Source organism: Labrys monachus (genome assembly GCF_030814655.1).
GTDB classification, from domain to species: domain Bacteria; phylum Pseudomonadota; class Alphaproteobacteria; order Rhizobiales; family Labraceae; genus Labrys; species Labrys monacha.
The window spans coordinates 4,719,520-4,744,945 of sequence record NZ_JAUSVK010000001.1; the positions used below are offsets into that span (position 1 = coordinate 4,719,520).

Here is a 25,426-nt window from a genome sequence, read left to right on the forward strand (position 1 = left end):
CGCGTGCAAACGCGACAGGAGCATTTTCGCGTGCGCCCGACATACGCGGCCATGCAAGAATGCTGATCTGCCCGACATATCGCCGTCTGCTCAGCATGGAACCGCTGCTGCGCAAGACGGTGCCGATTCTCATCGTCGCCTTTCTGGTCACGATGGCGCTCGCCGCCTTCATCCAGGCGCGCGACATGCGCAGCCGCATGATCGACGACGCTGGCGGCAATCTCGATTTGGTGGTCTCCGTCGCGGCCGCCAAGCTGAGCGCCATCGTCGCCCGGACCGGCAAGGCCCCTGTCATGGCCGCGATCTCCGCGCCGGAATCGATCACGCTCGCCATCGTCACGCCGCAGGGCCGGCCGCTCGACCAGACCGGCCATGCCGGCGACCTCATCCGCGCCGTCGGCAGTCTCGCCAACGGCCAGACCCTCGTCACGCTCGACGGCGATCCGCTGCTCGCCTCGATCGGTAGCAGCGAAGGCTTCCGCATCATCGCCGCCGAGCCGCTCGGGGACATCCTCGCCCGCTGGTACACGCTCGTCGCCCTGCTCACCCTGTTCACCGTCACCACCGGCGGCGTCCTCCTCATCCTGGGCTTCGCCTATTACTGGCAGGCGTCGCGGGCGAGGCGGGCGGACGATATCTACAACGCCGTGCGGGAGAGGCTCGAAACGGCGCTCAGCCGCGGCCGTTCGGGCCTGTGGGACTGGGACCTCGACGCCGGCCGGGTGTTCTGGTCGGATTCGATGTTCCAGCTGCTCGGCTACGAACCGCAGGACGATCTGCTCGTCCATGACGATATCGACCGCCTCATCCATGTCGACGACGGCGGGCTGCAATCGCTTTCGGCCGAGCTGCGCGCCAAGAATCCCCCCGTGCTGATCGACCGGCGCTTCCGCATGCGCTGCGCCAATGGCGAGTGGATCTGCGTCCGGGCGCGGGGCGAACTGGTTTTCGGCCCGCGCGGCGGCAAAAGGCTCATCGGCATCGTCGTCGACGAGACGGAGGAGCGCCGCTTCGCCGAGAAGACCCAACGCGCCGACCTGCGCCTGCGCGATGCGATCGAGGCGATCTCGGAGGCCTTCGTGCTGTGGGACGCCAACAACCGGCTCGTCATCTGCAATTCCAAGTTCCAGGCACTGCACGGCCTGTCCGACGACCTGACGAGGCCGGGCACGCATTACAGCGCCATCGTCGGCACCGGGGCCCAGCCGGTGGTGCGCACCAACATGCCGGCCGACGGACAGATCGAGCGTGGCGCGCGCACCTTCGAGGCGCAGCTTCAGGACGGACGCTGGCTCACCATCAACGAGCGGCGCACCAAGGACGGCGGCTATGTCTCCGTCGGCACCGACATCTCCTCGCTGAAGGAGCAGCAGGCCAAGCTGCTCGACGGCGAGCGCAGCCTCATCGGCATGATCGCCGACCTCAAGCGCTCGCGCCAGGTGCTCGAACGCCAGGCCCAGGAACTGGCCGAGCTGGCCGAGAAATATGCCGAGGAGAAGATCAAGGCCGAATCCGCCAATCGCGCCAAGTCGGAATTCCTCGCCAATATGAGCCATGAGCTGCGCACGCCGCTCAATGCGATCATCGGCTTCTCCGAGCTGATGGAGAGCGGCACCTTCGGCTCGCTGGGCCAGCCGCGCTATGTCGGCTATTGCCGCGACATCAACGACAGCGGCCGCTATCTCCTCAATTTCGTCGACGACATCCTCGAAATGTCGAAGATCGAAGCGGGCGAGGTCGAGCTCCAGCGCGAGAACTTCGCCGTCGACCGCCTGCTGGCCGAATTGCTGCGCTCCGCACGCCCTGACATCGAGGCCAAAAGGCTCGTCGTCCACCCCGCCTGGCAGAACGGGGTCGACCTCGTCGCCGACAGGCGGGCCTTGCGGCTGATCCTGCGCAATCTCCTGTCCAACGCGGTCAAGTTCACGCCGGAGGGCGGCAAGATCGGCCTGCGCATCCGCCAGCGCAGCGGCAAGGTGGCGATCTATGTCGAGGATACCGGCATCGGCATTCCCGCCGGGGCGATCGGCAAGCTCGGCCGCCCCTTCGAACAGGTCCAGACCCAGTTCACCAAGACCCATAAGGGATCGGGTCTCGGCCTTTCGATCGCCAAGTCGCTGGTCGAGCTCCATGGCGGCTCGATCCATATCCGCTCGGCGGTGAATGTCGGCACGGTGGTGATGGTCGTCCTGCCGGCGCTCGGCGGGCAGCGGCAGGCGCCGAACATTCGGGAGCCGATGATGCGCGCGGGGCTGAGGCGCATACCGGCGACGGCCACGCTGCACTGAGCGACGGCACGGAGGACACCGCGGGAACCGCCGCAGGCTACTCTTCCGGCTCGGTGGTGAACAGCAGCGGATAGCCCAGGCTTCGGGCCGCGTCCGTCGCGCGGGTCGCCTTGGTTTCGGCGATGTCCTTGGCGAAGACGGCGACGACGCACACGCCTTTCTGGTGAGCCGTCAGCATGACCCGATAGGCCTGCGATTCGTTCATCCTGAACTCGCCCTTCAGGATCTGGACCACGAATTCCCGCGGCGTGTAGTCGTCATTCACCAGGATGACCTTGTGAAGATGCGGACGCTGGATCTTGGCGAGGATCTTGGTGCGGGGATTGAGAGCAGTGTCACTCATGGGCGGCAGACTCCCGATGACGGCTCGACATGGATGCATGGACGCAGTTTTCCCACGGCTGGCCGCCGACGTCCAGCGCCGTCGCTTCACCAGATGGTGATCGGCGATGGGGCAGCGCCTATCCGCCGCCGACGAGCCTTCGGAACAGGTCCCGCACCCGTGCCTGGTTCACCGCCACGACATTGCCGAGCTCGTCGAAATCGGCGCAGCCGGCGATGCGGCACAGCAGCACCTTGCCGGCATCGGAGGTCGCCTCGGGGTCGAGGTCGCCGCCGACGCAGAAGCGGATCACCTGCGACAAGGCGGTATAGAGCCGCCAGGCTTCCGAAAGGCGCGCATGGTCGCTCCTGGCCAGCACCCCGGCCGCCAACGCCCTGTCAAGCGCCCTGCCGGTGTTCGGATCCAGCGCCGAAGGATGATCCGTTGCATGCAGGAGCTGCAGCGCCTGGGCGATGAACTCGATGTCGATCAGCCCGCCCGGCGCGTTCTTCAGGTCCCACCGGCCGCGCCCGCCCTTCTCCTTTTCGAGCAGAGCGCGCATCTCGGCGACGTCGGCCCGCACCTTGCCGGGATCCCGGCGGATCGACAGCACCTCGCGGATGACCGCCTCGACCTCCGAGCCGAGACTCGCATCGCCGGCGACCGGCCGCGCGCGGGTCATCGCCATATGCTCCCATGTCCAGGCCTCCTGGCGCTGGTAATGCCGGAAGCCGTCGACATGGATGGCGACCGGTCCCATCCGTCCGGAGGGGCGCAGGCGCATGTCGACGGAAAAGAGCGTGCCCTGCGCGGTGGGCGCCGACAGCGCCGCGATGAGCCGCTGCGTCAGCCGCGCGAACCAGGCGGCCGGCGCGATGGGACGCGCTCCGGCGGTCTCGACGGCATCCGGCGCGTGATCATAGAGAACGATGAGATCGAGATCCGAGGAGGCGGTCATCTCGCGCCCCCCCAGCTTGCCCATGCCGAGGACGCAGATGCGGGCCCCCGCCGGCTCGCCATGCGCCGCCCGCAGTTCGGCGGCGACGAGGTCGAGCAGGCTGCCGACCGTGGCGTCGGCGAGCGCGGAAATCTGGGCGCCGCAGTCCAGCGGATCGAGTTCGCCGGACAGGAGGCGCGCGCCCAGGACGAACAGGCGCTCGCGTGCGAAGATGCGGGCGAGGTCGAGCTTGTCCTCGTAGCTCTCGCCGATGGCGAGCGTCGCCGCCAGGCGCCGGCCGATCCACCCGCTCTCGATGGTGCCTTCCACGCCGTGGTCGAGCAGGCCGTCGAGCGCATGCGGCCGGGTGACCAGCAGGTCGGCGAGCCTCGGCGCGACGCCGAGGATGCGGACGATGACGTCGAGCAGCCGGGTGTTGTTGCGCAGGATGGAAAAGAGCTGGAACCCCGAGGGCATGCGCGACAGGAGGCCGTCGAACACGATGAGCGCGCCGTCCGGGCGGCCTTCGCGCGCCAGAGCCTCCAGCAGGGCCGGCGTCAGCTCGGTCAGATCCTCGCGCGCCCGGGCCGAACGCATCGCCGGGTAGCGCCCGAAATGCCAGCCGCGTATCATCGCCGCGACCTGGGGCGGCGAGGCGAAGCCGAGGCGCTTCAAGGTCTCGAGCGTCTCCGGATCGTCGTCCTTGCCGGTGAAGACCAGGCTGCCGGCGGCGCTGTCGAGCGGCGGCGAGGCCTCGAACAGCCTCGCATAGTGCTTCTGCACCGTCTCCAGCCTCGCCAGCAGATCCTCCGACAGGCCGGCCACATCGGCATAGCCTGCGAAATGCGCGAAGCCCGTCAAGGCGGGCTCGTCCTTCGGAAGGCTGTGGGTCTGCTCGTCGGCGATCATCTGCAGGCGATGTTCGAGGCCGCGCAGGAAGACATAGGCCTCGGTCAGTTCCGCCCGCGCCCGCTCGGTGATCCATCCGGCCTCCTGCAGCCGCGACAGCATGGCGACGGTGCCGCGCCCGCGCAGGTCGGGATTGCGCCCCCCGGCGATCAATTGCTGCGTCTGCACGAAGAACTCGATCTCGCGGATGCCGCCGCGCCCGAGCTTGAGGTCGTGGCCCGCGACGGCGATGACTTCGTGGCCCCTATGGGCATGGATCTGGCGCTTCATCGCGTGGACGTCGGCGATCGCCGCGTAGTCGAGGTGGCGGCGCCAGATGAAGGGTGTCAGCCCGGCGAGGAAACGTTCGCCGAGGCCGACATCGCCGGCGCAGGGACGCGCCTTGATCATCGCCGCCCTCTCCCAGTTCTGGCCGACGCTCTCGTAATAGGAGAAGGCCGCCGGCAGCGAGATCGCGACGGCGGTCGCCCCCGGATCGGGGCGCAGCCGCAGGTCGACGCGGAAGACGTAGCCGTCCGCGGTGCGCTCGGACAGGAGGCGGACCAGCGCCCGCGTCAGCCGCACGAAGAAGGTGGCGGGCTCGATGCCCTCCTTGAGCGTCGCAGCCTCCGCGTCGTACAGCACGATGAGATCGATGTCGGAGGAATAGTTCAGCTCGCGGGCGCCCATCTTGCCCATGGCGAGGAGGACCAGGCCGCAGCTCCGCTCGGGCTGGGCGTTATCGGCCGGCACGAAGCGCCCGGCCTCGGCGGCCTCGCGCAGCAGGAAGCCGAGGGCGAGCCGCACGCTTTCCTCGGCGACGTCGGTCAGCGCACCGGTGACTGCGGTCAGGTCCCAGGCTCCCGACAGGTCGGCGATGCCGATCAGCAACGCCGCCTCCTGCTTGAGCAGGCGCAGGGCCTGCATTGCATCGGCGGCGGTGGCCGCCTCGCGGCATCGGTGGCCGGCGCTCGCCAAAGCCTTCGCCAGCACCGTCTCCGGTTCGCCGGCGAGGATGCGCTCGAGGCGGGCGGGATCGGCGAGGCACAGCCCCCACAGGAAAGGCGAACCGGTCGCGATGCCCGCGAGCACGGCATGGCGTTCGCCGCCGCGAATCGCACCGGCGAGGACCGGCTGGGCAGCGGCGTCAAGACGGTCCAGGATGTCCGCGAATCGGGCCTCGGCGCGGCGTTCGTCTTCGATCGGAACCATGTCTCGCCTTGGATCTGTTATTGTCTGCCGCATAGCATCAGACCGGCAAACTTATCGAAAGCACGCATATGCGCAAATGGATGCTGATCGGCGGCATTCTCGTGATTCTCGGGACGGGGGCGACCTTCGTCCTCCGGCACGGGTTCGAATGGCCCGGGAGCCCGTGGTCCAGGGGCACGGTGGTCGAAACGCTGGACGGCGTGCCGGTCTATGACAATGGGCCGATCGCCTCGCTCTCGCACGGGCACAGCTATGCGCCCGACGGCACTTATTTCGGCCTGAAGTGGCAACCGACCGAGTTCGTCGCGCGCTATCTCTACAGGGCACGCGGGCATGTCATGCCTGTCGGCTCGGGCAGCCCGCTCAGCTTCTTCGACGACCAGACGCCCCAGGGCGCCGTCAACGAGCAGCGCGGCCTGGTCCAGTTCCGCCAGGGCGGCACCGAGCGCCCGCGCAAGGGCGATATCATCGTGCTCGGGAACGAGGGCGACGACGGGCAGGTCGGCATCGTCTCGGATGTCGGCGGCGACTTCGTCGAGATCGTGTGGCAGGATGCCACGCCGCCCCGGCTGCGCCTGCCCATGAGCACCGACGGCGGCTATCGGGTGACCTCGCCCCTGCCGGTGCTCGGCTGGCTTCGCGTGCCTTCGATGCGGGCCGAGGCGCGGCTGCGGCGGATCCTGTAGGATCGCCCGGGGCCGCCGGCTCACTGCCGGTCGGGCAGCTCCAGCACGACCCTCAGCCCCGGCTGGTTGTCCTCCAGGCGGATGGTGCCGCCATGCAGCTTGACGGCGGCGGCGACGAGCGAAAGCCCCAGCCCCGAACCCGGGCGGGACCGGCTCGATTCGAGCCGGACGAACCGCTCCAGCACGCGCTGGCGCTCGGAAGGGGCGATGCCCTCGCCGCGGTCGGCGACGCTCAACACGACGCGCCCCTCCCCTTTCGCCGCGGTGATCGTGACCTCGGCGCCGCCCTCTCCGCCCGGAGGCGCACCATGCTTGAGGGCGTTGTCGACGAGATTGGCGAGGGCCTGGCTGATCAACTCGCGGTTGCCGCGCAGGGACAGCGGCCGAACGGCGTCGACGCGGATCCGCGCACCGTTTTCCTCGGCGACCGGCTCGTAGAGCTCGGCGAGCGAATGGGCCGCTTCCGCGACGTCGAAATCGCTCATCGAGGTCTCGATGCGCCCCGCCTCGGCGCGGGCGATCATCAGGAGCGCATTGAAGGTACCGATCAGCTTGTCCGACTCCTCGATCGTACGCTCCAGGGCCACACGATAGGTGTTTTCGTCGCGCGCGGTGCGAAGCGCCTCCTCGGCATGGTTGCGCAGCCGGGTGAGCGGGGTCTTGAGGTCGTGGGCGATATTGTCCGAGACTTCCTTCAGCCCCGCCATCAGTTCCTGGATGCGGTCGAGCATGGCGTTGGTCGTGACGGCAAGCCTGTCGATTTCGTCGTCGGTGCCGGCGAGCTTCAGCCGGCGCGTCAGGTCGCCCCCCATGATCGACCGGCTCGTGGCGTTGATGTCGTCGAGCCGGTGCAGCACGCGGCGCGCCACGAACCAGCCGCCGGCGACGCCCAGCAGCACGATCAGTCCGGCCGACCACAGCGCCGCGTTGAGCATGATCGAACGGACGCGGCTCTGCTCTTCGAGATCGACGCCGACCAGCAGCTTGTAGCCGCCCTGCAGCAGGAAGACCCTCACCAGCGCCATGCGCGCGCCGCTCGACGTCCCGTCGTCCCGGCTGTAGGGAATGCTGCTCCAGCCGGGCTTGTCGAGCACGCCGTCCGGCAATTCGCTGACATTGCCGGCGAGGGCCTCGTTGTCCGGCGTGGCGACGATGTAGAGGAGGGAGCCGGGCCTGCGCGCGCGCATCTCGATGGTGGCGGCCAGGCGCATCACCCCGCCCTGCTGGTATTCGTCGGCGAGGCTGGAGATCTCCCCGTTGATCGAGGAGTTGATCTGCAGCCCGAGCAGGCGCTGCGCGTTCCAGAAGAAATAGCCGAGCAGCGAGGCGGCGAACAGCGTGAACACCAGGAGATAGGCGGCCATCAGCTTGAAGGCCGTGGTGCGGACGAGCTTACCGAGCGCCTGCACGAATCATGTATCCCGCGCCCCGGACCGTATGCAGCAGCGGCTTGTCGAAGCCCTTGTCGAGCTTGGCGCGCAGCCGCGAGACATGGACGTCGATGACATTGGTGCCGGGATCGAAATGATAGTCCCAGACATGCTCGAGCAGCATGGTGCGCGTCACGACCTGGCCGGCATTCTTCATCAGATATTCGAGGAGGCGGAATTCGCGCGGCTGGAGGTCGATCTCCTCCCCGGCCCGCCTGACGACATGCGACAGGCGGTCGAGCTCGAGGTCGCCGACCCTGTAGACCGTTTCCTCGCCCTTGCCGGGATGGCGGCGCGACAGCACTTCCACCCGGGCCAGCAATTCGGAAAAGGCATAGGGCTTGGGCAGGTAGTCGTCCCCGCCCGCCCGCAGCCCCTTCACCCGGTCGTCGACCTCGCCGAGCGCGGACAGGATGAGCGAGGGCGTCTGCGTCCCCTCCTGGCGCAGCCGGCTGATCATCGACAGGCCGTCGAGCTTGGGCAGCATGCGGTCGACGATGAGGACGTCATAGGGGCCGTCCTTGGCCATGGCGTAGCCGGTCAGGCCGTCCGCCGCATGGTCGGCGACATGGCCGGCCTCGGCAAAAGCCTTGACGAGATAGGACGCCGCGTCGCGGTCATCCTCGACGATGAGAATACGCATCCTGGACGACTCGGTCGCATTCGAACTCGGGGGTGTATCCGACGAGACTTGCCACATTTTCGGGACACCTCAAAGAATTGCATTCCCATCCCCGGCGTCGGGACGGACGAAAGAGGCGAGGGATCCTGCGATCCCTCGCCGAGTACCGGACGCCCCTCGATGCGGGGGAAAAAGAGGCGCCCGAAGGGAGGGCCTACGCCTTGCCGACGGGAAGGGCGACGAAGTGGGTGCCGTCATCGTTGTGGATGCGCAGCAACACGGTCCGCTTGCTGTCGGCGCGCGCCTCGGAGAGGATCTGGCGCACTTCCTGCACGTTGCTCACCGGCTTGCCGGCCACGTCGAGGATGACGTCGCCCGGGCGCAGCGTTTCGGCGGCGGCGCCGTCCGGATCGACGTCCGTCACCACCACCCCGGCCTTGCCGGCACCTGCCACGGTCGCGGCCGGCGCAAGCTGCAGGCCCAGCCCGGCGACGGAGGCCCTGCCGCCGTCATCCTGCGTGCTGTCGGCTTCGGCCATCTGCTTGTCGCCGGGCAGCTTGGCGGTCTCGACCTTGACGCTTTCCTGCTTGCCGTTGTTCCAGACCGTCAGCTCGGCGGTCTCGCCGGGCTTGATGTCGGCGATGGCGCGGGCGAGTTCACGCGGATCCGCCACGCTCTTGCCGTTGACGGCCGTGATGGCTTCGCCCGTCTGGAGCCCGGCCTTGGCGGCGGGCCCGTTCTTGGTCACCTCGGCGATCAGCGCGCCGGAAGCCGGCTTCAGGCCAATCGAATCCGCGATGTCCGGGGTGATCGGCTGGATCTGCACGCCGATATAGCCGCGCGTCACCTTGCCGTCCGCCTTGAGCTGCGAGACGACGCGGGCGACGGTCTCGGCCGGAATGGCGAAGCCGATGCCGATGCTGCCGCCGGACGGGGAATAGATCGCCGTGTTGACGCCGATCACCCGGCCGGAGAGATCGAAGGTCGGCCCGCCCGAATTGCCGCGGTTGACCGGCGCGTCGATCTGCAGGAAGTCGTTGTAGGTGCTGTTGTTGAGGTCGCGCCCGCGAGCCGAGACGATGCCGGCGGTCACCGTGCCGCCGAGACCGTAGGGATTGCCGACGGCCAGGACCCAGTCGCCGACCCGCGGCTCATGCTGCGATTCGAGCTCGACGAAGGGGAAGTTGCCGCCATCGTCCTTGACCTTGAGCAGCGCCAGGTCGGTCTTCGGATCGACGCCGATCACCTTGGCCGTGTAGGTCTTGCCGGCATCCGTCACCACGTCCACCTCGGTGGCGTGGTCCACGACGTGATTGTTGGTGACGATATAGCCGTCGGCCGAGATGAAGAAGCCCGAGCCGAGCGCCATGCCGAACTGCTTGCGCGGCCGGCCGTGCATGCCGTTGCCGGCCCCCGGACCGTTGAAGAAGAACTCGAAGGGATTGACGGGCGCGCCGTCGGCGCCCTGGTCGCCATTGCCATTGCCATCGTCTGCGGCGCTGGTCTCGGTCTTCACCTTGATGGAGACGACGGCGGGACGCACCTTCTGCACGATGTCGGCAAAGCCGAAGGGCTGCACCGCCGGTGCCGGCTGGCTCTGGGCGAAGGCGGGGGTGACGGAAGGAGCAATCACGAAATTGCCGACCATCGCGCCGGCGACGCCGAGGCCGAAGACGGCGGCCAGCAGGCTGTTGCGGTGACGGGAGAGAATGCCGGTCTTCTGGTTGGGATCGTTTTCAAAAGTCATTGCAAAGCTCCATACTGGCTGACCGTCCGGAACTCTCGAACGATCCATGGCCATTGACTCAGCGCATCGACGCTGTTGAGGGGACAATGCCCCTCCCAACATTACGGCGCATTTTCCGGGGGATTACTCTTTGGTAAGATCAACGGTAAAGCCGACGTCGCAGGCTTGAGGGAAATCTCCGGACGGGCACCCGCAACAGGCCTGCCGCCGCCACGGGGCGCGAGCCGTCGGCGCCGGCGAGGGATGTGGATTGACATCGCCCACCAAACGGACCGAAATCCGCCGTCGATCATACACGACATTCGTGCCAAGAACGAAAGGGCTGACGATCATGACGAAAGAGAAAAGCAAGGCGCTGAAGACGGCCAAGCTGCAAACGCCGACCAATCTGTCGTCGAACGCCACGAAGGACCTGTCCGGCGCCCTCACCGCACTGCTCGCCGACGTGTTCACGCTTTACCTGAAGACCAAGAACTTCCACTGGCACATGTCCGGGCCGCATTTCCGCGACTATCACCTCATGCTGGACGAACAGGGCGACCAGATCTTCGCCATGACCGATCCCCTCGCCGAGCGCGTGCGCAAGATCGGCGGCACGACGCTGCGCTCGATCGGCCATATCAGCCGCCTGCAGCGCCTGGCCGACAATGACGCCGATTTCGTCACCGCCCCCGATATGCTCGCCGAGCTTCGGGACGACAATGAGCGCCTGACGGCCTCGATGCGCGAGACGCACGAATTGTGCGACGAGCACAAGGACGTCGCCACCGCCAGCCTGCTGGAGGTCTGGATCGACGAGGCGGAACGCCGGACCTGGTTCCTCTACGAAGCGGGACGGTAGACAGACCGGGTTTGGTTTGAACGCCCTTTTTTGGCAGCGGGGCGCTGCCCCTCTATCCTCTCCCCGCATGCGGGGAGAGGGGACATCGGCGTCGCGACGGATCCTGGGGAAGGCGGCATCGCGCGGATGGAAGATCGGCTCCGATTATTCCTGCCGTTTCAGGATCTCCTCCACGCTCGCCCGTTCGGCCTCGGTGAGGCCTTCGGGCGTGCTCGGGCGGCGGGTGCGGGCGGCTATGACGATGCCGGCCCCACCGGCGAGGAGAAGCAGGAAGGGCGCCGTCCACAGGGCCACCGTGCGCCATTCCAGCGGCGGCTTCAGCAGGATGAAGTCGCCGTAGCGCGAGACCAGGAACGCCTTCACCGCGGCGTCGCTCTCGCCGGCCCGGATCCTGTCGCGGACCAGCAGGCGCAGGTCCTTGGCGAGCGGCGCGTCGGAATCGTCGATCGATTCGTTCTGGCACACCATGCAGCGCAGCTCGGCCGACAAGGCCCGCGCCCGTGCCTCCAGCGCGGGATCGGCCAGCATCTCGTCCGGCTGGACGGCGAGAGCCGGCAGCGCCAGGAGGACGAGGAGCAAGGCGGGGAGCAGCCGGCGCAGCATGGCTATTCGGCCGGCTGCAAGCGCTGGGCGGCTGCCCGGCGCGCCGGCTTGGGGGCGCCGATGCGCAGCCGCCGGTCCGACAATGACAACGCGCCGCCGAAGGCCATGGCGACGCAGCCCAGCCAGATCAGCGTCACCAGCGGCTTGTCGTAGAGGCGGGCGGCGATGGTGCCGTCGGGCGCCGTCTCGCCCAGCCCGATATAGATCTGGTCGAACCACAGGGTCTTGATGCCGGTTTCGGTCTGCGGCGTCTGGCGCGCCGGATAGAAGCGCTTGGAGGCCTCCATCTGCGCCACGGCGACGCCGCCGCGCCGGATCACGAAGGTCGAGACGGTGGCGCTGAAGTTCGAGCCCTGCCGCGGGCTGGCACCGACATAGGTGGCCTCGTAGCGGCCGAAGGGCACGGTGTCGCCCGGCTTCATCGCCACGATCTTCTCGGATTGCCAGGCGGTGGCGGCGACGATGCCGAGCAGCGTCACGCCGACGCCGAAATGCGCCACGGCGGTGCCGAAGGCCGAACGCGGCAGGCCGGCCGCCCGGCGCAGGCTGGAGGCCGCCGGCTCGCGGAACAGCTTGACGCGCTCGGCGAGCTCGACCACCGCGCCGATCATGATGAAGGCGGCCAGGCCGGCGCCGACCGGGGCGAGGGCCGGCCCGCCGCGCTCGAGCCACAGGGTCAGCAGCCCCATCAGGATGGCGAGGCCGACCGCGACGCCGAGACGCTGCGCGACGCCCTGCAGGTCGCCGCGTTTCCAGGCCAGGAACGGACCGAACGGCATCACCACCAGCATCGCCGCCATCAGCGGGCCGAAGGTGAGGTCGAAGAAGGGGGGCCCCACCGAAATCTTGCCGCCCGTCAGCGCCTCCAGCGCGAGGGGATAGAGGGTGCCGAAGAACACCGCCGAGCAGCTCACCGTCAGCAGGAGATTGTTGAGGATGAGGGCGCCCTCGCGCGAGACGGGGGCGAAGATGCCGCCCTGCTTCAGGGTCGACGCGCGCCAGGCGAAGAGCGACAGGCCGCCGCCGATGAACAGGACGAGGATGGCGAGGATGAAGACGCCGCGCCTGGGATCGGTGGCGAAGGCGTGCACGGAGGTCAGCACGCCCGAGCGCACCAGGAAGGTGCCGAGCAGCGACAGCGAGAAGGTGAGGATGGCGAGGAGGATGGTCCACACCTTCAGCGCGTTGCGCTTCTCCATCACCAGCGCGGAATGGAGCAGCGCGGTGCCGGCGAGCCAGGGCATCAGCGAGGCGTTCTCGACCGGATCCCAGAACCACCAGCCGCCCCAGCCGAGCTCGTAATAGGCCCAATAGGATCCCATCGCGATGCCGAGCGTCAGGAAGAGCCAGGCGATCAGGATCCAGGGCCGCACCCAGCGCGCCCAGGCGGCATCGATGCGGCCCTCGATCAAAGCGGCGGCGGCGAAGGCGAAGGCGATGGAGAAGCCGACATAGCCCAGATAGAGCAGCGGCGGATGGATGGCGAGGCCGATGTCCTGCAGCACCGGGTTGAGGTCGTCGCCCTGCATCGGCGCCGGATCGAGGCGGGCGAAGGGATTAGAGGTGAGGAGGATGAACAGCAGGAAGGCGACGCTGATCCAGGCCTGCACCGCCAGCACCGTCGCCTTCATCGAGGGCGGCAGGTTGCGTCCGAAGGCGGCGACGAGCGCGCCGAAGACGGCGAGGATCGTCACCCACAGCAGCATCGAGCCTTCATGGTTGCCCCAGACGCCCGTCACCTTGTAGAGCATCGGCTTGGCCGAATGGGAATTCTCGACGACGTTGACGAGCGAGAAATCCGAGGTGACGTGCGCATATACGAGCGCGGCGAAGGACAGGCCGATGAAGAGGAGCTGGAACAGCGCCGCCGAGGTGCCGACGCGCATCAGGCCGAGGTCGCCGGTCCGCGCCCCCCAGATCGGCAGCACCGACTGCAGGAGCGCGAGCGTCAGCGCCAGGATGAGAGCGTAATGTCCGGCCTCGGCGATCATGGCTTCTTCCCATAGGCCCCGCCCTCGTCCCAGTGGCCCTGCGCCTTGAGCGCATCGGCCACCTCCTTGGGCATGTATTTCTCGTCGTGCTTGGCGAGGAGGACATCGGCGCGGAACACCCCCGCCCCGTCGACGACGCCTTCGGCGACGACGCCCTGTCCCTCGCGGAAAAGGTCCGGCACGATGCCGGAATAGGTCACCTTGATCGATTTGTTGGTGTCCGTCACGCTGAAGGTGATGGTGGAGGCGCCCTCATGCACCAGCGAGCCCTTTTCGACGAGGCCGCCGAGGCGCCAGCGCTGCGCCGGGTCGACCGCCTTGCCGACGATGTCGCTCGGCGCGGCGAAATAGGACATGGAATTGCCCAGGCTCACCAGCACGAGCGTCACGGCCGCCGCGAGCACCACGCCCGCCGCGCCGATCATCGCCATCCGCCTGCCCTTGCGCGTCACAGCCCGAGAGCCCCCTGCAGATCGTCGAGCGCCTTCAGCGCGTCGGGCGAGGCGGCGAGAGCCTTGCGGGCATCCGCGAGCGCCGTCCGCGCCTGATCACTTTGTCCCAGCACGTTGTAGGCCTTGATCAACCTCATCCATTCCTCGGCTGTACCACCTTGCGACCGCAGCCGCGAGGCGAGACCGGACACCATGCCCTGGATCATTTTGGCGCGGTCGGCGGGCGTCATCGTCTCGGCCGCCGCCACGTCGCCCGGCGACGGTCCGGTCCCGGCCTGCGGCTCGCCGCCGATCCGGGCGATCTCCTTGCGCAGAAATGCGGCGGCCGCAGGGCCGGGAGGCGGCGTGGCGTCGAGCAAAGCCTGCCAGGCCGCGACCGCACCGGCCCTGTCGCCGTCCTGCTCCCTCGCCCGGCCGAGATAATAGCCGGCGCGGTCGTCGCCGGGATCGAGCCGCTGGGCCCGCTGGAAGGCCGCCTTGGCCTCGTCCGTGACCATGCCGCCGGCTTCGGCCACCAGCGCCTCGCCGAAATCGGATTCGCGCCTGGCGGTGGAGCCGAGCAGCCGCAGGGCGTTGGCATAGGCCTGGCGGGCGTCCTGCAGCCGGCCCTCCTTCAGGTAGATCGGCGCCAGCACCTCCCAGCCGCGGCCATCCTGCGGGTTCGCGGCCAGCATCGCCTCGACGCGGGCGACGAGCTCGTCCAGCGAGGCGTTTTCCACGGGTTCGGCGAGCCGGGCGGTCAAAGGCTGGTCCGGCAGAGCCGGCGACCCGAGATGGAGATAGAAACCGAGGCCGCCGAGGGGGACGGCGACCAGGATGACGAGCGAGGCGAGACGATGGCGCCGGGCCGAGAAGGCGCCGGCCGCGGGAGCGCTCTTCGCTGCGGCGTCCGCCTCGATCAGCCGGCGCGACACCTCGACGCGGGCGGCCTGCGCTTCCGTCGGGGCGATGATCCCGCGCGCCTGGTCCCGCTCGATCTCGGCGAGCTGGTCCGTGTAGATGGCGATGTCGGAGGCCTGCGCGCTCACGCCGCCGTCGCGCCGCGCGAGCGGCCACAGCAGGGCCAGGGCGGCGATGCCGGTCATGCCGGCCAGAGCGAACCACAAGAACATTCAGCTTCTCTCGCGCCGGCAGGCCGTCAGGCGCCCGTCAGCGATGGACCATGACGCATAAACCCGCCGGAGGCGGTATCTATTCACACCCGGTGGACCGCGGCGGACCGACGGCCAGGCAGCCCCGACGAGGGATCAGGAATTTCGCCAGCTGCCGTCCGCCTGCCGGCACGCCGTGGCCCGCGCCACGCTCGGCACGCCTTCGACATAGACCGTCTGGGTATAGGGGCGGCACGGCATGCCGTTCTGGTTCGAAAGCGGCCCCGCCACCACGGCGCCGTGGCGCTGGGCGCTTTCGTCGCTCGTCCAGTTGACGCTCTGGCCGGCCTTGCCGTCGAGGGCGCTGAGACGCGCCTGTTCGGCGCGCACGCGGTCGGAATGGTCGAGACCGGCGAGGATCGGGCTGTCGCTGAGCACCGGTCCCGTCGCCAATGCCGGGGTGACGGCACCGCTGCTCGTCTGGCAGCCGGCGAGCGGCAATGCAAGCAGAACAAGACCAATCAAAGGCATGCCCGATTTCGTCATGTGATCCTCGCGCTCCTGGACGGGGATGTCCTAAGCTTCCCTGGATGGGAGAACAATATCGGCGCGAGCCTTACACGCAAATCGCCGCTGCGCCAACCTCGTCACGCCTGCGCGAGGGCGACGGCGCCCTGCAGCGCCGGCAGTTCGAGGACGGCTCTCAACCCGCCGAGCGGCGCCTCGTCGAGGATGAGATGCCCGCCATAGAGGGAGACGAGATCCTGCACGATGGCCAGGCCGAGGCCCGTGCCCGGCTTCGTCTCGTCGAGCCGCGTGCCGCGCTGGCCCGCTTCCACCCGTTTTTCCGCCGACAGCCCCGGCCCGTCATCGTCGATGGTGAGCCGTACGAAGGCCGCGCCGGTGCGCTGGAACAGTTCTGCATGGACGTCGACGCTCCCGATGGCCCATTTGCAGGCATTGTCGACGAGGTTGCCGACCATCTCCTCGATGTCCTGCTTCTCGCCGCGAAAACGCAGGGAGGGATCGACATGGCTGGCGATCTTCAGCCGCTTGACCGCGTAGATCTTCTCCATCGCCCGCACCAGCCCGTCGACGATCGGGGCGATCTCGGTGACCGTCCCCACCACGCTCACCGCCGCGGCGATGCGGGCGCGCTGGAGATGATGGTCGATCTGGGTGCGCATCACCGTCACCTGGCGCCGCACCTGCTCGGACAACGGCCCCGGCGGCGCCGAGGCGGCTTCGTTGGCGATGACCGAAAGCGGGGTCTTCAACGCATGGGCGAGGTTGCCGACATGGGTGCGCGCCCGCTCGACCACCTCGCGGTTGGCATCGACCAGCGCATCGAGCTCCCGCGCGAGCGGGACGATCTCGTCCGGCAGGTCCGGCGGCAGCTTGGCGGCCTGGCCGGCCCGCATCTGGGCGAGCACGGCGCTCATGCGGGTGAGCGGGCGCAGCCCGAAGCGCACCTGCAGCAGGATCGAGGCGACCAGCCCGACGCCCAGCAGGGAGAAGGTCAGCAACAGGGCATATTGGAAATCGGCAATCTCGGCGTCGATCTCGTCCGCCGGCCCCGACACGATCACGCGGAAGCGGCCGTCCTCGCCGAGGTCGATCAGGCGCTCCACCGCGCGCAGCCGGAGGTCTTCCGGGCCCTTGATGTAGGCTTCGCGGACGCCGCCCGGCTCGGCGGGAACGCCGAGGTCGGCCAGGCTGGGCAGCGTGGCCTCGAACAATGACTTGGAACCGTTGGATTCCGGCTTGTCGAGGCGGGTGATCTGCCAATACCAGCCCGACAGCGGCAGCTCGAACCGCGGCTCCCCGAGCGCACCGGGCGCGGTCCTGTCCCCCATGTCGGCGCCGGCGATGTCGGCGACCAGCGTCTTCAGATAGACGTGGAGGCGCTCGTCGAAGGCGCGTTCGGTGGCGTGCTGGTAGAAGGAGACGAGGATGATGCCGGCGACGAGGAGCACGATCACCACCCACGCCGCGGCCGCGACGAACAGGCGGAAAGCCAGCGAGCGGGTCGTCATACGCGCAGGGCGTCGGGCGGGGTGAGGATGTAGCCCATGCCGCGCACCGTCTGGATCACGTCGACGCCAAGTTTCTTGCGCAGGCGGCCGACGAAAACCTCGATCGTGTTGGAATCGCGGTCGAAATCCTGGTCGTAGAGATGCTCCACCAGTTCCGTGCGCGAGACCACGCGCCCGCTGTAATGCATGAGGTAGGCGAGCAGGCGGTATTCGTGGGAGGTGAGCTTGACCGGGTTGCCGTCGACGACCACGCGGCCGGCCCGGGCATCGAGCCGCACCGGCCCGCAGACGAGCTCGTTGGTGGCATGGCCGGTGGTGCGCCGGATGAGGGCCCGCAGGCGGGCCAGCACCTCCTCCATGTGGAACGGCTTGGCGACATAGTCGTCCGCGCCGGAATCGAAGCCCATGACCTTGTCGGACCAGCGGTCGCGCGCCGTGAGGATGAGCACGGGCATCACCTTGCCGCCGCGCCGCCAGCGGTCGAGCACAGCGATGCCGTCGAGCTTCGGCAGGCCGACATCGAGGATCACCGCGTCATAGGGCTCGGTGTCGCCGAGGAAATGCCCCTCTTCCCCGTCGAAGGCGCGGTCGACGGCGTAGCCGGCATCCTCGAGCGCCTTGACGATCTGCCGGTTGAGATCCTGGTCGTCCTCGACCACGAGAAGCCGCATCGAAACACCTATTTTACGCTGACGACTTCGCCCGTTCGGGCATCGATCGTAACCCTGACAACGCGGCCATCCGTCCTGAGAAATGTGACGACATAGCGGTAGTTGCCGGTCGATCCACACAAACTTCCGGCGATCATCTCACCCTTGGTCGCTCCCCGGGCAGCGCCGAGCGCGGACATCAGCGGCACGATCGTTCCGGCCTGCACGAGGGCGCGCGCCTGGCCGAGACCGACGCAGGCCGCTCCCGCCGCGGACGCGTCCATGCCCAGCGCCCCCGCCACCAGCAAAGCAGCCAACCGTCCCATCGTCGCCTTTCCGTAGCGGCTCGAGAAAACCACCTGCGCTTTCCACCGATCAAGATCGCCCCATCATCGGGCCAAGGCACTGAACCGGGCATGAACGGCGCCGGAAGCCTACCGCGGAACGCGGCCATCCGCCAGGAGACGGGCCTTGGGAGACGGGTCTTCGGCGGCAGGAGCGTCCGGGCGGGACCATCATACGGATTGACACGATCCCGTGAAACCACCAAAGCGGCGTGATGATGCTCTCGCGCAGCTTCCCCCTGGCCCTGCTCGCCTTCCTGCTCGCCTGCTGGCCCGCCCGGGCCATCGTCGGCGGCGCGCCCGCCGGCGACGACATGGCCCGGCATGTGGTGATGATCGTCAGCGATCGCGGCAGCTTCTGCTCCGCCAGCGTAATCGCGCCGGACCTGCTCCTCACCGCCGGGCATTGCGTGCGCAAGGGGGCCGATTACCGCCTGCTGACCTACGCGGCCGGCCGGCCGGTGCTGGCCCCGCTCGGACGGATCGCCATCCACCCGCAATTCGACGCCGCGGCCTATGACAGACGCCGCTTCACCATCGACATCGCCCTCGTCCGCCTGGAGGCCCCGCTCGACGGCTATGTCCCGCTGCCGCTGGCCGCGGAGGCGGGCGCGGCGGGCGAGCCCTACCGGATCGCCGGTTTCGGGCTGTCGTCCCCGGATGAAGGCAAGTCCGGCGGCGTCCTGCGCGAGGCGACGCTGCCCGGCGTGGCCCCGCTCTCGCGCATCCAGCTTCGCCTGCAGGAGGCCGAGGGCGTCGCCGGCTCCTGCCAGGGCGATTCGGGCGGTCCCGTCCTGCACCGGGGCCGGCTCGTCGGCGTCCTCGCCTCCGCGCTCGGTCCGAATCGCGGCAGGGGATGCGGCGGCCTGACCGGCGTCGCGCTGATAGGCACCGCCCTGCCCTGGATCCGCGAGACTGCCGCGGCCATGGGCATCTCCCTGCCGTAGCGACAGTTTTTTCGGCCCGACCTTGCCTGCGAGTTGGCTTTGCCGCCAAATGCTCTACACGTGAGCCATGATGAAGCTTCATGCCGCTCTCGCCGCAATGGCAACGATCCTCGCCCTCGTCCTGGCGTCGCCGGCCCTGGCGATCAAGGGAGGCCGCCTTTCGAGCGCCCCCGACGGCGTCAGGCGCCATGTCGTGCAGATCATCGGGCCGGGCGGCTCCAAATGCAGCGGCACGGTGGTCTCGCGCCGTCTCGTGCTGACCGCGGCCCACTGCTTTCTCGGCGGCCATGGCGACTATCGCATCCGCGCGCTGGATCCGCAGTTCCGCTTCCATTACGCCGAGGGCACGCAGGTCGCGATCCATCCCGATTTCGACGTCAACGCGCTCGGCACCAATGCTCCGATCAACGATGTCGCGCTCATCCGCGCCGACCACGATTTCCCCTCATGGCTGGTGCCGGTGCGGCTCGCTTCGCGCATCGGCAATGACGGCGCCTTCGTCGACGTGCTGGTAGCCGGCTTCGGCATGAGCCGCGACCGCGACCTCGGCACGGCCGGCAAGCTGCGCGAGCGCCATTTCGACATGCTCGACGAACTCGACCCGCGCTCGCACCTCTTCTTCCTGATCGACCACAAGGCGAGCAAGCGCCGGGCCCAGGACAACGGCATCTGCCGGGGCGATTCCGGCGGTCCCGTCTTCCAGCGCGACGGCCAGGGCTATGTGATGGTCGGCGTGATCTCGGCGGTGATGGGCGGCAGGGGCCGGGACTGCGGCGCGGTGACCGAGGTGACCGCCGTCTCCTCCTACCGCTACTTCATCGAGCACATGGCCGACGCGGCGGGGGCGCCGGTCCGGTTCCAGTAGGCAGAGGGCACGGCCCGCCGAGCGGCGGCCTGCGCTATTTCCGGCGTCCGGCCTTCGGCACGCGCACGGGCCAGCGCACCACGTGCTGCTCCCATTCGCCCTCGCCTACCTGCCTGTCATTGGCCTTCACCTTGCCGCGCACCGAGATCTGCGCGCTGTGCACGGTCGAGGGGTCTCCCGAGACGAGGGGATGCCACCAATACAGGTCTTCGCCGTCGGCGACGAGGCGATAGGCGCAGGTCGGCGGCAGCCAGTCGATCGTCCGCACGAGGTCCGGCGTCAGCGTGACGCAATCGGGGACGTGGCGCTTGCGGTTCTCATAGTCGGAGCACTGGCCGCTCTGGCATTCGAGCATGAAGCAGGCGACATCGGTGAAATAGGTGTTGCCGGTGTCCTCCTCTTCGAGCTTGACGAGGCAGCAGCGCCCGCAGCCGTCGCACAGGCTCTCCCATTCGTCGGCTGAAAGCGCTTCGAGGGCCTTCGCCTTCCAGAACGGGAGGGGGCTGTCACTGTCGGATCCGTCGGTCATGGCCGATGGGCATAGCGGAATTGTTCCCCATCGCCAAATCCCTCGCGATCATAGACCTTGTCGCCGGCGACATAGGTCGCCCGCACCACGCGGTCGTCGCCGATGGTCATGAGCGCGAAGAGCTTGTCGTGAACGGTCCGGGCGGCGGCGAGGCGGAACGCGACGAGCGGCGTCGCCTTGAGGTCGAGCACGGCGATGTCCGCCTCCCGCCCCGGCTCGAGCGTGCCGATCCTGTCTTCGAGGCGCAGGGCCTCGGCGCCGCCGCGGGTCGCCAAATAGAAGCCCTGCAGCCCCGTCAGCCGCGTGCCGTTCATCGCCGAGACCTTGTAGGCTTCGTTCAGCGTCTGCAGCTGCGACAGGCTGGTGCCGCCTCCGACATCGGTCCCGAGCCCGGTTCGGACCGGCCGTTCGGCCTGCTTGGCGTCGAAGACGCGAAAAAGGCCGGAGCCGAGAAAGAGGTTGGACGTCGGGCAATGCGCCAGGGCCGAACCGGTGCGGTGGCACAGGCAGAAATCATCCTCGTCGAAATGGACGGCGTGGGCGAAGATGGCCCGGGGGCCGGTCAGCCCCGCATGGTCGTAGACGTCGAGATAGGATTTGCGCTCGGGAAACAGCGCTTCGACCCAGGCGATCTCGTCCCGGTTCTCGGCGATGTGGGTCTGCATGTGGACGCCGGGATATTCGCGCCACAGCCTGCCGGCGGCGGCGAGCTGCGCGTCGCTGGAGGTCGGCGCGAAGCGCGGCGTCACCGCGTAGAGCTGGCGTCCCCTGCCGTGCCAGCGCTCGATCAGTGCCTTCGATTCGGCATAGCCGCTTTCCGGCGTGTCCCGCAGCCCCTCGGGGGCGTGTCGGTCCATCAGCACCTTGCCGGCGATCATGCGGGTGTTGAACCGTTCCGATTCCGCGAAGAAGGCTTCGACCGATTGCGGGTGGACGGTGCAGAACACGCTCGCGGTCGTCGTCCCCGCACGCAGCAATTCGCGCAGGAAGAGCCGGGCGACCCTGCGCGAATAGGCCTCGTCGGCGAATTTCATCTCGGCCGGAAAGGTGTAGCGGTCGAGCCATTCCAGCAATTGCGTGCCGAAGGCGCCGATCACCTCCATCTGCGGGAAATGCACATGCGTATCGACGAAGCCGGCGCAGATGATGGCGTCCGGGTAATGGTCGACAGGCATGCCGGCGGGCAGCCGTGCCGGATCATAATCCTCGACGGAGACGATCCGCCCCGCCTCGATCACCACAAGCGCATCGTCGCGATAGGCCAGCGCCGCCTCGGGTTCCACGAGGAAGGGGTCATCGACGAAACTGATGGCGGCGCCCCTGATCGCGCGGACCGACATGCCAAACTCCCTGCGCCTGTGGTGATGCCTGCTCTCCGGCAGCAGGCCCTTGCGGGGACAACAGCAAATTGGCCGCACCGGTGCAATGCCCGGCCCGAGGACCCTCTCGGCCGCGCAGCAATCGTAAAGGATAGCACCGGCTTCCCGGACAGCCGCGAGGCCGACCCTTTCGGGACGGCGCGATGAAGGCTACACTGCCGGCCAAGACGCCTCCTGCCGAAGCTCTCCCGTGCCCGACCACGAGCCCAGATCCCCCTTCCGCGAGCGGCTGAGCCGACAGGCCCTGAGGCTGGATTCATGGCTCGACAACGCCGTCTTCGTCACGCTGAGGTCGCTGCGCCGGTCGTCCGAATGGGTCTCGGACTTCTCCAACCGCTTCCATGTCACCGGATGGCGGCGGCTGCTGGTCGAGGTCGGCTGCGAGAGCCTGACCCTCGGCGTCGCCATCCTGTTCGCGGCGCTGATCCTCGCCATGCCGGCGATGACGGAGACCGGCAAGGACTGGCTGCGGCGTGCCGACATCGCCGTCACCTTCGAGGACCGCTACGGCACCGTCATCGGCCAGCGCGGCATCCGCAGCAATGACAGCGTCGAGCTCGCCGACATGCCCGACTACGTCGTCAAGGCGGTGCTGGCGACCGAGGACCGCCGCTTCTATGACCATTTCGGCATCGACGTCATCGGCACCTTCCGGGCGCTGACGGTCAACAGCCAGGCCAACGGCGTGGTGCAGGGCGGCTCCTCCATCACCCAGCAGCTCGCCAAGAACCTGTTCCTGTCCAACCAGCGCACCGTGGAGCGCAAGATCCGCGAGGCCTATCTCGCACTGTGGCTCGAAGGGCACCTGACCAAGGACGAGATCCTCAAGCTCTATCTCGACCGCGCCTATATGGGCGGCGGCGCCTTCGGCATCGAGGCGGCCTCGCAGTATTATTTCGGCAAATCGGTCCGCGACGTCTCGCTGGCCGAGGCGGCGATGCTCGCCGGCCTGTTCAAGGCGCCGACCAAATATGCGCCGACCAACAATCTGGCGGCCGCGCGCGGGCGGGCGAATCAGGTGCTGAGCAACCTGGTCGATGCCGGCTTCATGACCGAGGGGCAGGTCTCCGGCGCCCGGCGCAACCCCGCCACGCCCGTCGACCGGGCCCGGGAGAAAGCGCCGGACTATTATCTCGACTGGGCCTATGGCGAGATCGCCGACATGGCCGACGACGGCGACCTCGGCGACCAATCCGTGTTTGTGGTGCGCACCGCGCTGGATCCCGCTGTCCAGAGCGCCGCCGAGAACACGCTCGAATCGGTGCTGCGCCAATATGGCCAGGACTATGAAGCCCATCAGGGCGCCATCGTCATCATGGATCCGGAGGGCTCGGTGCGCGCCATGGTCGGCGGGCGCGACTACAGCCAGAGCCAGTTCAACCGTGCCACCGATGCACAGCGCCAGCCCGGCTCCTCCTTCAAGCCCTTCGTCTACACCACCGCCCTCATGAACGGCTTCACGCCGCAGTCGGTCGTGGTGGATTCGCCCGTCTGCATCAAGAACTGGTGCCCGCAGAACTTCGAGCGCCGGTTCGAAGGGCCGGTGACGCTGACGCAGGCGCTCACCCATTCGATCAACGTCATTCCCGTCAAGCTGTCGCTGGCCCTCAGCAAGAATGCGGTCGACGGCCGCCGCATGATCATCGACACGGCGCATATGATGGGCATCGAATCGGAGCTCAAGGAGTCCTGGGCGCTGCCGATCGGGGTGGAGGCGGTCAACCTGCTCGAGATGACCGGCGCCTATGGCGTCTTCGCCTCCGGCGGGCACAAGGCGCGCCCCCACGCGGCGATGGAGATCCGCAATGCCAAGGGGGGCCTCCTCTATGCGTTCGATGCGGCGCGGGAGAACCCGGTCGTCATCGCCCCCCCCATCGTCGAAGAAATGAACGGCATGCTGAACAGCGTGGTTGAGAACGGCACGGGGCGGCGGGCGCAGCTGCCTGGCATCAAGGTGGCGGGCAAGACCGGCACCACCAATGCCTACCGCGACGCCTGGTTCATCGGCTTCACCGGCAATTTCGTCGGCGGCGTCTGGTTCGGCAACGACAATTTCCAGCCCAGCAACAAGATGACGGGCGGCTCCCTGCCGGCGATGACCTGGCAGCAGGTGATGAGCGTGGCGCATCAGGGCGTCGAGCTGCGCTCCATTCCCGGCGTCGCGCCCTTTCCTGCCGACCAGCAGCCGAAGGCGGCCGGCGGCACGGCGGATGGCGGCGCTTCCGCCGCCGGCGCGCCGTTCGCGTCGATGCTGCTGCCGCGCAACGCCGTCGCCGTGCTGCACGACATAGGCTCGCTCGTCGATGCCGCCCGCGCCGCGGCACCGCGCCAGGCGGCGCTGCCGCGGCGGTCGGTGGCGGAATGATATCTCTGCGCGACCTCGCGGGGCTGGTCTGGGCATTGATCGTGGCGGCAGCCCTCGGCCTCGGCCTCACCTGGTGGACGACCAGCGAGCGTTTCCGGCCGGGATCGCTGCGCATCGGATCCTGGACGGCGTGGCCCCTGCCCGACCCGCAGGACGCCGACCGCTACATCCGAGCGCGCATCGCCCGCTCCGGCGACCTGCCGCTCGGTCCGGGCGAGGGCCTGGCCTTCACGGCGCTCGCCGATTCGGACGGCGTTCCCCTCGACGGTCGCTGCCGCTACCGCATCGTCCCCATCCTGCCGCCGGCGCGGTGGTGGACGCTCGCCATCTATGACGGTGCCGGCCGGACGATCGCCAATCCGAGCGCGCGCCACGGCTTCATCAGCTCCGCCGTGCTGCGCGGACCGGGAGGCGTGGCGGCGGTGACCGTCGCGCCGGACGTCCAGCCGGGCAATTGGCTGCCGAGCGCTCCCGGGCCGTTCCGCCTCGTTCTGCGCCTCTATGACAGCCCGATCTCCGGCGGATGGGCCCTGAGCGAGCGGAGCGAACGCGTCAATGTCAGCATGCCCGAGATCCGCCGGGACGAGTGCCTTTCATGATGCGCTGGCTGTTGTGGAGCGTGGCGGGCCTCCTCATGGGGCTGGCGGTACACCTGATCACCATCATCGTCCTGCCGGGGCTCGGCGCGCGTTCCGGCTTCCAGCGCGCGGCGGCGGTGGCCCCGCTCGGCCGCTTCGTGGTGCTGACGGCCGACAAGACGCCCCTGCCCTATCCGGATCCGGGCGTCGTCACCGCGCTTTGCCGCTATGATCTCGCCGCCGGCGCCGTCCGCCTGCACGTGCCGGGCGGGATGAGCTTCGTCTCCGTCTCGCTCTACACTCCGGACGGCCTGGCCTATTATTCCCTGACCGACCGGGCGGCGGCGGGCGATGCGATCGACCTCACGCTGTTCACCCCGGCCCTGCTCGCCGAGACGCGGTCGCGCGAAGGTGCCGACACGCCCGGCTCCCTCAGGGTGGAAGCCCCGCAGGGCAACGGCATGGTCTCGCTGAGGGCCCTCGTCACCGAACCGGGCCGGCTGCCGGAGGTCGAGCGCCAGCTCGAGACGGCGACCTGCGCGACGGCGGCGGGCGGCTGAACCGCCGATGCGCGCAAACGCCCGCCGATCGCCCGGCACGATCTGCTTGGCGGGAGGATAGGC

The 25,426-nt window shown here is 68.4% G+C and carries 23 protein-coding genes; 8 read left to right on the forward strand and 15 right to left on the reverse strand.

Annotated elements, in window-relative coordinates:
* Window positions 1-95 precede the first annotated feature (95 nt).
* Entirely contained in the window at window positions 96-2,288 is a 2,193-nt protein-coding gene (locus J3R73_RS21570; protein ID WP_307431737.1) for a PAS domain-containing sensor histidine kinase, read from the forward strand.
* A gap of 37 nt (window positions 2,289-2,325) precedes the next feature.
* Here J3R73_RS21570 and clpS read toward each other — a convergent pair whose 3' ends face one another.
* Together clpS and J3R73_RS21580 are read right to left on the reverse strand one after the other, a co-directional pair.
* Entirely contained in the window at window positions 2,326-2,631 is a 306-nt protein-coding gene (gene clpS / locus J3R73_RS21575; protein ID WP_307431742.1) for an ATP-dependent Clp protease adapter ClpS, read from the reverse strand.
* Window positions 2,632-2,749: 118 nt separating this feature from the next.
* Entirely contained in the window at window positions 2,750-5,680 is a 2,931-nt protein-coding gene (locus J3R73_RS21580) for a bifunctional [glutamine synthetase] adenylyltransferase/[glutamine synthetase]-adenylyl-L-tyrosine phosphorylase (protein ID WP_307431746.1), read from the reverse strand.
* Window positions 5,681-5,715: 35 nt separating this feature from the next.
* On the opposite strand from J3R73_RS21580, the gene J3R73_RS21585 reads away from it, so the two are divergent.
* Window positions 5,716-6,333, forward strand: coding sequence for a glutathionylspermidine synthase preATP-grasp family protein (locus J3R73_RS21585; RefSeq protein WP_307431751.1), 618 nt, complete (start codon window positions 5,716-5,718; stop codon window positions 6,331-6,333).
* A gap of 20 nt (window positions 6,334-6,353) precedes the next feature.
* Here J3R73_RS21585 and J3R73_RS21590 read toward each other — a convergent pair whose 3' ends face one another.
* The 3 genes from J3R73_RS21590 to J3R73_RS21600 form a co-directional block, all read right to left on the reverse strand.
* The gene (locus tag J3R73_RS21590; RefSeq protein WP_307431753.1) at window positions 6,354-7,742 is read right to left on the reverse strand and encodes a sensor histidine kinase; all 1,389 of its coding nucleotides are present in this window, start codon (window positions 7,740-7,742) and stop codon (window positions 6,354-6,356) included.
* Window positions 7,726-8,406: a response regulator transcription factor gene (locus J3R73_RS21595; protein ID WP_307431757.1), complete on the reverse strand. Its 681-nt coding sequence runs from the start codon at window positions 8,404-8,406 to the stop codon at window positions 7,726-7,728. The genes J3R73_RS21590 and J3R73_RS21595 overlap by 17 nt, the downstream gene beginning before the upstream one ends.
* 193 nt (window positions 8,407-8,599) lie before the next feature.
* Window positions 8,600-10,132 carry a Do family serine endopeptidase gene (locus J3R73_RS21600; protein WP_307431760.1) on the reverse strand — a complete coding sequence of 511 codons (1,533 nt, stop codon included), beginning with the start codon at window positions 10,130-10,132 and terminating at the stop codon, window positions 8,600-8,602.
* A gap of 331 nt (window positions 10,133-10,463) precedes the next feature.
* On the opposite strand from J3R73_RS21600, the gene J3R73_RS21605 reads away from it, so the two are divergent.
* The gene (locus J3R73_RS21605; RefSeq protein WP_307431768.1) at window positions 10,464-10,973 is read left to right on the forward strand and encodes a Dps family protein; all 510 of its coding nucleotides are present in this window, start codon (window positions 10,464-10,466) and stop codon (window positions 10,971-10,973) included.
* 144 nt (window positions 10,974-11,117) lie between these two features.
* Here the strand turns inward: J3R73_RS21605 and J3R73_RS21610 are convergent, their stop codons facing one another.
* The 8 genes from J3R73_RS21610 to J3R73_RS21645 form a co-directional block, all read right to left on the reverse strand.
* The gene (locus J3R73_RS21610) at window positions 11,118-11,576 is read right to left on the reverse strand and encodes a cytochrome c-type biogenesis protein (protein ID WP_307431777.1); all 459 of its coding nucleotides are present in this window, start codon (window positions 11,574-11,576) and stop codon (window positions 11,118-11,120) included.
* Window positions 11,577-11,578: 2 nt separating this feature from the next.
* On the reverse strand, window positions 11,579-13,567 hold the full coding sequence (locus tag J3R73_RS21615; protein WP_307431784.1) for a heme lyase CcmF/NrfE family subunit: 1,989 nt from the start codon (window positions 13,565-13,567) through the stop codon (window positions 11,579-11,581).
* Window positions 13,564-14,019, reverse strand: a complete 456-nt coding sequence (ccmE, locus tag J3R73_RS21620) for a cytochrome c maturation protein CcmE (protein WP_307431788.1) — start codon at window positions 14,017-14,019, stop codon at window positions 13,564-13,566. Before ccmE ends, J3R73_RS21615 begins: the two co-directional genes overlap by 4 nt.
* Window positions 14,016-15,131: a c-type cytochrome biogenesis protein CcmI gene (ccmI, locus tag J3R73_RS21625; protein WP_307431794.1), complete on the reverse strand. Its 1,116-nt coding sequence runs from the start codon at window positions 15,129-15,131 to the stop codon at window positions 14,016-14,018. Before ccmI ends, ccmE begins: the two co-directional genes overlap by 4 nt.
* Before the next feature lie 135 nt (window positions 15,132-15,266).
* Complete coding sequence (locus J3R73_RS21630; RefSeq protein WP_307431804.1) at window positions 15,267-15,641, reverse strand: RT0821/Lpp0805 family surface protein; 375 nt, start codon at window positions 15,639-15,641, stop codon at window positions 15,267-15,269.
* Window positions 15,642-15,757: 116 nt separating this feature from the next.
* Entirely contained in the window at window positions 15,758-17,146 is a 1,389-nt protein-coding gene (locus J3R73_RS21635) for an ATP-binding protein (RefSeq protein ID WP_307431818.1), read from the reverse strand.
* Complete coding sequence (locus tag J3R73_RS21640) at window positions 17,143-17,817, reverse strand: response regulator transcription factor (RefSeq protein ID WP_307431822.1); 675 nt, start codon at window positions 17,815-17,817, stop codon at window positions 17,143-17,145. The genes J3R73_RS21635 and J3R73_RS21640 overlap by 4 nt, the downstream gene beginning before the upstream one ends.
* Window positions 17,818-17,825: 8 nt before the next feature.
* Window positions 17,826-18,155 carry a PepSY domain-containing protein gene (locus tag J3R73_RS21645; RefSeq protein WP_307431825.1) on the reverse strand — a complete coding sequence of 110 codons (330 nt, stop codon included), beginning with the start codon at window positions 18,153-18,155 and terminating at the stop codon, window positions 17,826-17,828.
* Between the two features lie 200 nt (window positions 18,156-18,355).
* Here J3R73_RS21645 and J3R73_RS21650 point away from each other — a divergent pair, with 200 nt between their 5' ends.
* Together J3R73_RS21650 and J3R73_RS21655 are read left to right on the forward strand one after the other, a co-directional pair.
* Window positions 18,356-19,087: a S1 family peptidase gene (locus J3R73_RS21650; protein ID WP_307437580.1), complete on the forward strand. Its 732-nt coding sequence runs from the start codon at window positions 18,356-18,358 to the stop codon at window positions 19,085-19,087.
* 67 nt (window positions 19,088-19,154) lie between these two features.
* A complete protein-coding gene (locus J3R73_RS21655; RefSeq protein WP_307431828.1) occupies window positions 19,155-19,952 on the forward strand; it encodes a S1 family peptidase in 798 nt (265 codons plus the stop codon).
* A 34-nt stretch (window positions 19,953-19,986) separates the two neighbouring features.
* On the opposite strand, the gene J3R73_RS21660 is transcribed toward J3R73_RS21655, so the two are convergent.
* Together J3R73_RS21660 and guaD are read right to left on the reverse strand one after the other, a co-directional pair.
* A complete protein-coding gene (locus J3R73_RS21660; RefSeq protein ID WP_307431832.1) occupies window positions 19,987-20,481 on the reverse strand; it encodes a YcgN family cysteine cluster protein in 495 nt (164 codons plus the stop codon).
* Window positions 20,478-21,821: a guanine deaminase gene (guaD, locus tag J3R73_RS21665; RefSeq protein ID WP_307431835.1), complete on the reverse strand. Its 1,344-nt coding sequence runs from the start codon at window positions 21,819-21,821 to the stop codon at window positions 20,478-20,480. The genes J3R73_RS21660 and guaD overlap by 4 nt, the downstream gene beginning before the upstream one ends.
* A 229-nt stretch (window positions 21,822-22,050) precedes the next feature.
* Here guaD and J3R73_RS21670 point away from each other — a divergent pair, with 229 nt between their 5' ends.
* From J3R73_RS21670 to J3R73_RS21680, 3 genes are read left to right on the forward strand one after another with little or no spacing between them, the layout of a single operon-like run.
* Window positions 22,051-24,225, forward strand: a complete 2,175-nt coding sequence (locus tag J3R73_RS21670) for a transglycosylase domain-containing protein (protein WP_307431837.1) — start codon at window positions 22,051-22,053, stop codon at window positions 24,223-24,225.
* The gene (locus J3R73_RS21675) at window positions 24,222-24,824 is read left to right on the forward strand and encodes a DUF1214 domain-containing protein (protein WP_307431839.1); all 603 of its coding nucleotides are present in this window, start codon (window positions 24,222-24,224) and stop codon (window positions 24,822-24,824) included. Before J3R73_RS21670 ends, J3R73_RS21675 begins: the two co-directional genes overlap by 4 nt.
* A complete protein-coding gene (locus J3R73_RS21680) occupies window positions 24,821-25,363 on the forward strand; it encodes a DUF1254 domain-containing protein (RefSeq protein WP_307431845.1) in 543 nt (180 codons plus the stop codon). The genes J3R73_RS21675 and J3R73_RS21680 overlap by 4 nt, the downstream gene beginning before the upstream one ends.
* Window positions 25,364-25,426 lie beyond the last annotated feature (63 nt).